The organism is Streptomyces ossamyceticus (assembly GCF_001418475.1).
GTDB classification, from domain to species: Bacteria; Actinomycetota; Actinomycetes; order Streptomycetales; family Streptomycetaceae; genus Streptomyces; species Streptomyces ossamyceticus.
On sequence record NZ_LIQX01000012.1, the window covers coordinates 1 to 9,966 of the forward strand.

11 protein-coding genes are annotated in these 9,966 nt (G+C 70.1%); 5 read left to right on the forward strand and 6 right to left on the reverse strand.

The window, feature by feature from the left end; all coding sequences use genetic code 11:
• Window positions 1-128: 128 nt before the first annotated feature.
• Window positions 129-302: a hypothetical protein gene (locus AOK15_RS45505; RefSeq protein ID WP_167738777.1), complete on the reverse strand. Its 174-nt coding sequence runs from the start codon at window positions 300-302 to the stop codon at window positions 129-131.
• A gap of 264 nt (window positions 303-566) precedes the next feature.
• On the opposite strand from AOK15_RS45505, the gene AOK15_RS01365 reads away from it, so the two are divergent.
• The 4 genes from AOK15_RS01365 to AOK15_RS01380 all read left to right on the forward strand — a co-directional run bounded on the left by AOK15_RS01365 (window position 567) and on the right by AOK15_RS01380 (window position 3,235).
• Entirely contained in the window at window positions 567-1,259 is a 693-nt protein-coding gene (locus AOK15_RS01365) for an acyltransferase family protein (protein ID WP_055511811.1), read from the forward strand.
• 228 nt (window positions 1,260-1,487) lie between these two features.
• Window positions 1,488-1,874, forward strand: coding sequence for a CPCC family cysteine-rich protein (locus AOK15_RS01370; RefSeq protein ID WP_055511813.1), 387 nt, complete (start codon window positions 1,488-1,490; stop codon window positions 1,872-1,874).
• Window positions 1,871-2,602 (forward strand): HEAT repeat domain-containing protein, encoded by a 732-nt coding sequence (locus AOK15_RS01375; RefSeq protein ID WP_055511815.1) that lies wholly within the window; start codon window positions 1,871-1,873, stop codon window positions 2,600-2,602. Before AOK15_RS01370 ends, AOK15_RS01375 begins: the two co-directional genes overlap by 4 nt.
• Window positions 2,603-2,605: 3 nt before the next feature.
• On the forward strand, window positions 2,606-3,235 hold the full coding sequence (locus tag AOK15_RS01380) for a DUF6000 family protein (RefSeq protein WP_079058240.1): 630 nt from the start codon (window positions 2,606-2,608) through the stop codon (window positions 3,233-3,235).
• 828 nt (window positions 3,236-4,063) lie between these two features.
• Here the strand turns inward: AOK15_RS01380 and ychF are convergent.
• From ychF to AOK15_RS01400, 4 genes are all read right to left on the reverse strand, one after another.
• Window positions 4,064-5,152, reverse strand: a complete 1,089-nt coding sequence (gene ychF, locus AOK15_RS01385) for a redox-regulated ATPase YchF (protein ID WP_055511817.1) — start codon at window positions 5,150-5,152, stop codon at window positions 4,064-4,066.
• 341 nt (window positions 5,153-5,493) lie between these two features.
• Window positions 5,494-6,960 (reverse strand): MbnB/TglH/ChrH family RiPP precursor modification enzyme, encoded by a 1,467-nt coding sequence (locus tag AOK15_RS01390; protein WP_055511827.1) that lies wholly within the window; start codon window positions 6,958-6,960, stop codon window positions 5,494-5,496.
• A 149-nt stretch (window positions 6,961-7,109) separates the two neighbouring features.
• Window positions 7,110-7,919, reverse strand: coding sequence for a DUF4142 domain-containing protein (locus AOK15_RS01395; protein WP_055511819.1), 810 nt, complete (start codon window positions 7,917-7,919; stop codon window positions 7,110-7,112).
• A 137-nt stretch (window positions 7,920-8,056) separates the two neighbouring features.
• Window positions 8,057-8,665, reverse strand: coding sequence for a DUF4142 domain-containing protein (locus AOK15_RS01400; RefSeq protein WP_055511820.1), 609 nt, complete (start codon window positions 8,663-8,665; stop codon window positions 8,057-8,059).
• Between the two features lie 151 nt (window positions 8,666-8,816).
• Here AOK15_RS01400 and AOK15_RS01405 point away from each other — a divergent pair, with 151 nt between their 5' ends.
• Entirely contained in the window at window positions 8,817-9,260 is a 444-nt protein-coding gene (locus tag AOK15_RS01405; protein WP_055511823.1) for a hypothetical protein, read from the forward strand.
• Between the two features lie 16 nt (window positions 9,261-9,276).
• Here the strand turns inward: AOK15_RS01405 and AOK15_RS01410 are convergent.
• Window positions 9,277-9,966 (reverse strand): peptidyl-tRNA hydrolase (locus AOK15_RS01410; RefSeq protein ID WP_055511830.1); only part of this gene is annotated, 690 nt, incomplete at its 5' end.

The following is a 9,966-nucleotide window of genomic DNA, read 5'->3' on the forward strand; positions in this document are numbered from 1 at the left end:
ACTGCTACGAGCGGCTGCGCCCCGCGACCCACTGAGGTCCTCTCGCCCGCCCACGCACTGTCGTCACCGAGCGGCAGGCGCAGCGGGGCCCGCCCTCCGGGCGGACGACGGGACTTTGCGGACACGACCTAGAACGCCACGAACCACAGCAGGGCGAGAGCCCCCGCCCCGGCCGCCGTCATCAGCATGTTGCTGCGCTTGTGCCCCAGCCAGAGCAGGAGCACCGCGGCGGCGACCGCGAGCACCCGCACCTCACCGTTGAACACGAGCAGCACCCCGAGAATCGCCAACGCCACCCACATGAGTCCCCCTCCCCGGCCTTCCGGCCTCCCTCCCCGAGAGCTGCCCACGCGAAGAGATCGACATCCCCCGAATCACCACGAGCCAGACATCGCGCCGAATACCGTCTTCGAGACCCGCGAGCCCAGCGGGAGTCGTGCGGCGAGGGCCCTGCCCGTCAGGAGTGCCGGCCCCCGTGGAGGATGGCGGGGCGAGCCCGCAGTCCTCGCCGCCGGCAGGTGACAGCCGGGCTGAACACCAGGGAAAGGCCGCACGTGAGGGCGGGTATGAAGTCTTCACTCCCCGCGTCGCTGGAACGCAGGGGCTCGGTGGGGACGTTCTGGACCGACCGTTGCTTCCGTATCTACCCTCTGTGCGCGGTCGTCGTCGCCGGTCTGCTGCTGGCGGACCACCTGGGTCTGGCGGAGATCCGGGAGTTCCACGGCCAGAGCCTCGCCTCGGTGGCGCTGGCCCATGTCACCCTCTTCCAGGAGCTGTTGGGCACCCCCAACCTGCTGCTCGTCCTGTGGACGCTCTCCTACGAGATGGCCTTCTACCTCCTGCTGGTCGGACTTTTCACGGTGCGTCAGCACCGGCGGTCCGGCGCGGTCGCCGTGACCCTCGCGGGGCTCGCCGCGCTGAGCGTGGCGGCGGGGTTCGCCCTGCCGGCGTCGGCGCTCTCGGAGGAGTTCGGCACGGGTCGGCTGATCGCCCTCGCGGCGGTCGTGATGGCCGTCGCCATCTGCTGCGCGAGCACCGGATCGGCCGTGCTGCGGGTGTTCGGGGGGCCTGCTGGGCGGGGGCCTCGCGCCGACCCTGGTCGCCCTCAACGGCACGGTCCCGGTGTGGGAGGGGCTGGTGATCCTAGCCGTGATGTTCCTCGGTACGGCCGTGTACCGAGCCAGCAGCGACGTGAAGAACTTCACGCTGCTTCGAGACCTGTCCGCTATCGATCAGGTTTCTCCTCATCGCGCTCATGACTCGTCCAACTCCCAGCCACCTGAGGGCCGTCGGCCACGAAACAGCAGGGTCCCCCCTTGGAAGGCCCGCCTTCCTCCAGGGCTCTGGCCTGGGTTTCCCCGTTGACATACGTTGGCTCCCGACGGCCGTTCACGGGTGTCCTGCGGACTGGTTGCGGACCGGGTGTCGGGGGCCCGAGGCAGAGAAATCCATGGCACACAGGCGGAGTCTGCAACGAGACTTCGCAGGTGAGCGACTCCTACCCCTGCCCCTGCTGCGGGCACCGCGTGCTGGACGAGATGCCCGGCTCGTACGAGATCTGCCCCGTCTGCTTCTGGGAGGACGACGGGGTCCAGTTCCGCTGGCCCACCATGAGCGGCGGCGCGAACAAGGTCTCCCTGATCGAGGCCCAGCGGAACTATCAGGACTTCGGCGCCTGCGACCAGCACGGCCTCCGGTACGTCCGCCCGCCGGCCGAGGACGAGCCGCTCGACCCCGCCTGGCGGCCCATCGACCTGACGCGCGACTCCTTCGAGGACTGGGAATCCGAGGACCGCGCCCCGTGGCCAGACGACCGCTCGGTGCTCTGCTGGTGGCTCCCCACCTTCTGGCGCCGGGACCACTCCGCGTCATGACCTCCCACATCGAGACACTCGTCCAGCAGCTCGACGGCAAGGCCGACGAGTCCTACGACGCCCGCGCGGAGCTGATCTGGGTCGGCGCCGACGCCATACCCGCCGTCATCGACGGCCTGCCTTCCCTCGGCGGCTTCGGCCAGCTGACCGCCATCGAGGTCTTCGAGGAGGTGGGCGATCCCCGTTGCGGCCCCGCTCTCATCGGCCTGCTGGACAGCGACAACCCGACCGTCCGCGAATGGGCGGCCACGGCCCTGGCGAGCCTGGAGATCGACGGCGCCATCGAGCCCCTGCGCCGCGCCTACCGCACCTGCTTGGAACGCGCGACCCCACCGGACTGGACCGAGTCCGTCGGCATCCGCTGGGCGCTGACCGAACTCGGCGCCCGCACCCCCGTCGTCCCGCCGCTGACCGCGCACCTACGCACCACCGTGGCAGACGACGCCCCGGGCTGGCCCTCGGCCCACTTCACCGAGATCATCAACGACCTGGCCGACCACGCCCAGGTGATCCTTTACTCCCAGCTCTGGCGCGTGGACTCCGGCCGCACCTACGGCATCTCCGGCACTGGCCTGGACTGGGAACTCGACTGGACCGCACCGTGGGGGCACCTGGTCGAGGAGTCCCGCACCTGGTCCCTGCTCGAAGCATCCGAAGCCCCCACCGGCGACAACATCTTCGTCGCCCCCACCTGGATCGACCGTACCGACCTCTACCCGGAAAGGTGACCGATGCCATCCCAGCACCCCGAGGAAGTTGGCTACGGCCATGTGGTCGAGAGGTACGTGACGAGGATGTACGGCGGCCTCCCGCGCTACCTCGTACTGAACGGCGGGCGGTTCCTGGGCCCCCGGTGGTGGCACACCACCCGCTTCACCCGACACCTGATCAATGACGCCGCCGCCATCACCGACGAGGAACTGGAAGCCCTCCTCGGGTACGAATGGCGCTCGCGCCTCACCTCCGCCTGGCTGATCGGCATCGACCGCCGCGAACGGTTCCGGCCACACATCGGCGACCTGCTCCTGGCCAGCGAGGTCTGCTACTCCGGCAGCGCCTACTGCTTTGCCCTGGCCCGCTTCGGCACGCACGCCGACGCCGAGATCCTCACCGCCTACCTCGACCGCTACCTCCCCTGCACCGACCTCCACTACGACCAGCCCGCCGCCCTGGGCACCCTCCTCCACCTCGACGCCCTCCTCGGTACCCGCCACGCCGACCGTTTCACGGAACCCGACGGCCTCTGGGACGAGTGGGTCAAGGGCGTGGGACACCTCGGCTACCCCAGCCACACCCCCGCCGAACAACGCCGGTGGACGGACCTCCAGTGCGAGTTCGCCAACGGCTGGTCCCGCTCCTGACCTCCCCCGTCCGAGCCAACACCCAGCTACGGCACCGCGGTCATTGATGTCGCGATTGCGTCTGCTGCAGCTCACCTCCTCTGAAATAGTTGGCAGACGAAACAGAACAGAGGGCAGTTGAGGACTTCTTGGAACGCGGCGGCCTCCAACTGGGCGTCGCCCACCAAAGTCCCGATGCCGACGAGCTCGTCATCAGCTGTGATGAACCCAGCCTCGGACCTTCATGGATAACCGCCCGACTAGTCTTTGATCTTCGCGACGTCGTGCACGCCTGCGAGTTGCTCCTTCTGGGCCGGCGGCAATCCGTGGTTCTGGACTTCCTCACCGAGCACGTCGATGAGTGGGGCGATCGGCAAGTGCATCTAGCCGGAAGTCTCGACCTCTCGCTCGGGCCGGAGATCGGAGCAACGCTGACGGAAGTCGCAACCCGTTCCCTGCGCCAGCTTTTGCCTGGTTCTCATGGCCCATCGCTCCATCTCGAGGGTGTGCCGGCACTTGATCGGCTCCTCGGCTCGTCACGGCTTCCAAGGATCGCCCGCTGCCCTCGCTAGCCGGTGCACTCGCTAGCCGGTGCACTCGCACGCCCGGACGAGGCCGCAGTAGCCGGCTTCGCGTGGGTACTCGCCACCTCTCCGCCAGCCTGACAGCTACTACCGATCCCCATTCTTGAACAATGGTGACGGCCTGGACGGCGCCCCATCGGAATGGCAGAAGCGCATCCAATGGTTGGCGTCGAGACCCACTGGTCGCAGCATCGCGCGGACTGCTGCGGACAGCAAGACTCCCTGACTTACGTCACCGCAGGTCAGGGAGCCTCTGAAGTCTTGCTCAGACGTTGAAGCGGAACTCCACCACGTCGCCGTCCTGCATCACGTAGTCCTTGCCCTCCATGCGGGCCTTGCCCTTGGCGCGGGCCTCCGCCACAGAGCCGGTCTCCACCAGGTCGTGGAAGGAGATGACCTCCGCCTTGATGAAGCCCTTCTGGAAGTCCGTGTGGATGACGCCGGCGGCCTCGGGGGCGGTGGCGCCCTTCTTGATCGTCCAGGCTCGGGACTCCTTGGGGCCGGCCGTCAGGTACGTCTGGAGGCCGAGGGTGTCGAAGCCGACCCGGGCGAGGGTCGCGAGGCCCGGCTCGTCGGCGCCGACGGACTGGAGGAGTTCGAGGGCGTCCTCCTCGTCCAGCTCGGCGAGGTCCGCCTCCAGCTTGGCGTTGAGGAAGATGGCCTCGGCCGGGGCGACCAGCGCGCGCTGCTCGTTCTTGAAGTCCTCGTCGACCAGTTCCTCCTCGTCGACGTTGAAGACGTACAGGAACGGCTTGGTGGTGAGCAGGTGCAGGTCGTGCAGCAGCTCGTTGCGCTCGCTGCCCTGGACGATCCCGTGCGCGAAGAGCGTGTCGCCCTTCTCCAGGATCTCCTTCGCCTCCTCGACGGCCTTCACCTTCGGCGCGATGTCCTTCTTGATGCGCGACTCCTTCTGGAGGCGCGGCAGGACCTTCTCGATGGTCTGGAGGTCGGCGAGGATCAGCTCGGTGTTGATCGTCTCGATGTCGTCCTTGGGCGAGACCTTGCCGTCGACGTGGACGACGTTCTCGTCCTTGAAGGCGCGGATGACCTGGCAGATCGCGTCGGACTCACGGATGTTCGCCAGGAACTTGTTGCCGAGGCCCTCGCCCTCGCTGGCGCCGCGCACGATGCCCGCGATGTCGACGAAGTCGACGGTCGCCGGGAGGACGCGCTGCGACCCGAAGATCTCGGCCAGCTTCGTCAGGCGCTCGTCCGGGACGCCGACGACGCCGACGTTCGGCTCGATCGTGGCGAACGGGTAGTTGGCCGCCAGCACGTCGTTCTTGGTCAGGGCGTTGAACAGGGTCGACTTGCCGACGTTGGGCAGACCGACGATTCCGATCGTGAGCGACACGTTTACGACTTCCCGTACGTAGAAGGGCCAGGCGGCCGGTGGCCTGGGGCGGCGGGGCCTGGGGGTGCGGTCCGGCGGATCGTGCCCCAGTGGCCAGAGGGCTGGCCGGTCCCCCAGTTTACGGCGTGCCCGCGCCCCGCCCGGCGGCGTATCGAACGCTTGGCCAAGGTCCCCTCAACGGCGTGTCTGTGAACCCATTCGGCACATTAACCGACCTAAGTTGGTCGAGTGGAGCAGCACAGGACGCATCCCCCTCGGACCGGACCGCAGCGTCGCACTCCCTTTCCGCCGCAGATGGTCAGAGGAGGCCGGGAGCGGGGCGGCGCGGGGGCGCACGGCGGTCAGCGGCGCAGCAGCACCCTGCGGGTCGCACGGGCCAGCCGCGCCGTCGGGCGCCGGGACAGAGGTGCCGGGCCGGAGCGCTCCAGCCACCATGCGCGCAGCGCACGCCGGGTGCCCGCGTCCTCGACCCGGTCGCCCAGCAGCAGATGCTCGGCGAAGGACAGCGCGTCGCGCCGGTAGCCGTCGGTCATCGGGTGGCCCTGCGCGTACGTCACGAACGCCGGCCGGTACGACGTGCCCAGGATCACCGGCAGCTCCGGCGCGACCTTGCCCACGACGTCCGCCCGCTTCGCCGCGAGCGCCCGGGACTGCACCCCGAGCCGTACCCGGTCGAACCCCTCCGGCACCGGCGTCCCCGCGACCAGCGCCGACAACAGCGCGGCCTGCGCGAGCCCGATCCGCTGCCGGGCGACCGGCTCACTCTCCCCACCGGGCACCTCCTCGGCGGACGTGACCGGCTCGGCCGCCGGGGCGGACCCGGCCGCGGACTGGGCCGACGTGGCAGGTGCTGCGGCGGCCCCGGACCCGGCCGAGGACTCGGCCGACGTGGCGGGTGCGGTGGCAGGTGTCGTGGTTGGCGTGGTGGCCGGCTCGTCCGACGTGGGCGCGCCGCCCTGGTCCCCGGCGGTCTTCAGCACCCCCCGGATCGCGTCCAGCTCGCGCTCCAGCTCGGCCGGCTCCGGGAAGTTCTCGTCGCGCTCCAGGAGGACACCCGGCGGGCTCACCCGTGAGGCGAGCTCGGCGAGGACGTCGAGGACCTGCGGGGGGACGGGGTGGGCGTGGCTGTCGTGCCAGACGCCGTCCCGCTCGAAACCGCCCGCGACATGGACGTACGCGATGGCCTCGACCGGCAGCTCGTCCAGCGCCTTCGCGGGGTCCTCGCCCCGGTTGACGTGGTTGGTGTGGAGGTTCGCCACGTCGATCAGGAGCCGGACCCCGGTGCGGTCGACGAGGTCGTACAGGAACTGCCCCTCCGTCATCTCCTCGCCCGGCCAGTTGATCAGCGCCGCGATGTTCTCCAGGGCCAGCGGCACCGGCAGCGCGTCCTGGGCGATCCGTACGTTCTCGCAGAGCACGTCCAGCGCGTCCCGGGTGCGCGGCACCGGCAGCAGATGCCCGGCCTCCAGGAGCGGCGACGCGGTGAGGGCGCCCCCCGCCCGGACGAACGCGATGTGCTCGGTGACCAGGGGCGCGCCCAGGGCCTGAGCGCGCTCGGCGAGGTTCCGCAGCCGCTCCTCGTCGGGGCGGTCGGCGCCGCCGAGACCGAGCGAGACGCCGTGCGGCACGACCGTGACGCCCCGCTCACGCAACCGCAGCAGCGACTCGGGGATGTGGCCGGGGCAGACGTTCTCCGCGACGACCTCGACCCAGTCGACGCCGCCGGCCGATCCGGCCATGCGCTCGACGGCGTCCGCGATCTCCGGACGCCATCCGATTCCCGTACCCAGCTGCCTGATCCGCTCCATCGTCCCCTCCTCGGTCACGGCTGCACCCAGACCCTGTGTTCGTCTCCTTACGGCGGACCTGTGTTCCGGCGTGACGGAGTCATGGCCCCGTCGCCCGGAGCCGAACCCCGAGAAGGGGACCTTCAGAGCAACATTTGAGCTTTCGGCGCCTACTGGATCGCCGGTTCGCCCTGGTCCTTGTTCAGCTCCTCCGGGTCGGGGCGACCGGTGGGGACGAGGCCAGGCGTGGTCGGCGACGGCTTCGACCGCACATCGGGGTTGGTCGACGGCTCCGCGGCGGGCGCGGGCTGCACGATCTGCCCCGGCACCGGCGGCGGCGGACCGGTCGGGCTCGCCGTACCGCTGACCGAGCCGTCGGCGATCTGGGCGAAGTCGATCTCCCCGGTCCCCTCCAGGATCGTGATGTGGTCGAGCACCGTCTGGTTGGCGTCGGAGGCCAGCTGACGGACCAGGGTGTTGCGGGTGTTGTTCCGCACGGCGGCGATGGCCGGGAAGATCTTGCCGTGCGCGGCCCGCAGCAGGTTCGCCCAGGTCTTGTTGTACTCGGCCTCGGTCTTGGCGGCGGTCATCTCGTCCAGCCAGCCCTGCTGCTGGGCGTTGGGCTGGTTCGGCAGCTCGACACCCAGCTTCGCCGCGATGATCCGTGACCGTTTGTCCAGGTCCGTGTGGCCCTTGATCAGGTGGTCCGCGGCCTCCCTGACGGACTTGCTGCCGCTGCGCTCCAGGGCCTGCTGACCGGCCGGCAGCTCCCACAGGCCGGCGAGCCGCACCCGGATGATGAGGTCACGGTCCATGGGGGTGAGAGGCCCCCACTGCGTGGTCACCGTGTCACCGGTGGGCACGGCTGCGGCCGCCGCCGCGTTGCGGTTGGGGTACGAGTAGAACACGGGGTAGGCGACCGCACTGACTGTGCCGACGATCGCCACGGCGACGAGGACAGAGCCCTTGGAGCGTCGCAAAGGTGCCTCCCGGAGGAAACCAACTGGTCGTTGGGGACTGAAGTGGTGCTGGGCGTGGAGTGGGGGTGGGGGCCGCCCGGTCCCCGCCGATCGGGCGGCGGGCCGACGGCCTCGGCACGTACGTACCGCGGGCGGCGTCAGATCGTGCCGTTGGCGATGGCGTCGAAGTCGACCTGGCCGGTCTTCTCCAGCATCGTGATGTGGTCGAGCACGGTCTGGTTGGTGTCCGAGGCCAGCTGGCGCACCAGCGTGTTCTCGGTCATGTTCCGCACCGTGCCGATGGCCGGGAAGATCTTGCCGTGGGCCGAGCGCAGCAGATTCGCCCAGACGCGGTCGTACTGGTCGTCGGTGGCGTTGGACATCTGCTGAAGGAAGCCCTGCTGCTGGGCGTTCGGCTGGTTCGGCAGTTCGACGTTCAGCTGCTCCGCCACGGCCCGCACCCGCTGGTCGAGGTCCTTGTGACCCACGATCAGATGGTCCGCCGCCTCCTTGACCTTCGCGCTCTTCGACCGCTGCATCGCCTGCTCGGCGGCCGGCAGCTCCCACAGTCCCGCCAGCCGCACCCTGATGATCAGGTCGCGGTCGGCGGCGGTCAGCGGCCCCCACTGGGTGCTGACCGTGCCGGCCGCCATATTGGCCTGAGCAGTGCCCGAGCGGTCGGCGTAGGACCATACGGGGAACGCAAGCGCTCCGACGGTGACGACGAGCGCCAGGCTGGCGATGACCGAGCCATTGATACGCCGCAAAATGAGCCTCCCGGGTAATGCCAACTGGTCGTTGGGGCAGTTGCTTGGCCAGTGCAGGGAGATACGTACGCGATCGTCATGCTGTTCAACGGCGGCGCACAGTCGCCGAAAAGCTTGGCGGCGGGCCCTGTTCGTCGAGGAGGATCCGCTCATGGGGGCGGACATCCACGGGCACGTCGAGTGCCGCGTGACCTTCGGCTTCGCCGATGACTTCGACGACGAGTACACCGGCTGGGAAGCCGCGGTCGACCTGGACTTCCTGTATGCCGGCCGGTCCTACACCGCCTTCGGCTGCCTCTTCGGCGTGCGGAACCACGCCGGGTTCCGGCCGCTCGCCGAGGGGCGTGGACTGCCCGCCGACATGGCGGCCGAGACCCGGCGCCCGTACGACGAATGGGCCGGCGCCCACAGCGCGACCTGGATCGGCCGGCCCGAACTGGCCGACGCCGACTGGGAGGAGAGCGTCCCCGAGCCGCCGATGACCCGGCGCGAGGCGGTCCCGGACGACTGGGAGCCGGTCTGGACGGTGATGCGGACCCTGGCCGGTCTGCACGGCGGGGAGAACGTCAGGCTGGTGGTGTGGTTCGACAACTGACGGGCACGGGCCGGGTTCAGCCGCGCAGGGCCGGATGGTCCGCGACCACCGTGCAGGAGCCCGGGGCGATCTCCGTGAAGCCCGCGTCGCGGACCAGGGGGAGCCCGGAGGCGGTGAGGCCGGGCCAGCGGTCGGGGTCGGCGGTGCGGACGGCGAGCGGGAACCCGGCCTCGCGCCAGGCGGTGCGGTCCTCGTCGGAGAGGTCCCACCAGGCGAGTTGGGCACCGTGCCCCGCCTGCGCCATGGCCTTGCCCGCCGACATCGCGACCTCGGGGTTCAGCCAGAGCACCGGGGTGGCGGGATCGGCGTCGACCGGCGGCTCCGGGTCGTCGAGGTCCGTGCCGGACACCTGCAGACGGGCCAGTTCCTTGGGCCAGCCGTCCAGCGGTACCGGCGGGAAGACCCGAACCTCCGCCGACTTGCCCGGCACCGTGATGCCGGGCAGCGTCTCGGCCCGCCGCCACTCCGCGCCGCGCGCCCGCCGGACCACCTTGCGGATCCGGGCGTCCTGCCAGCTCCGCATCGCCTCGGCCCACTCTCCCGCGCCGACCGACCGCTCGTCGCTCAGCATCACCAGCACGGCACGCGCGGCCGTCTCCAACGCGTCCGTGCGCGCCGGAGGCTCGGCCCGCTCGATCCGCACGACCAGCGGCAGCACGAACTGCGGCGCCTCGTCACGAGCGGTCCGCTCGTGACGAGGCGCCGC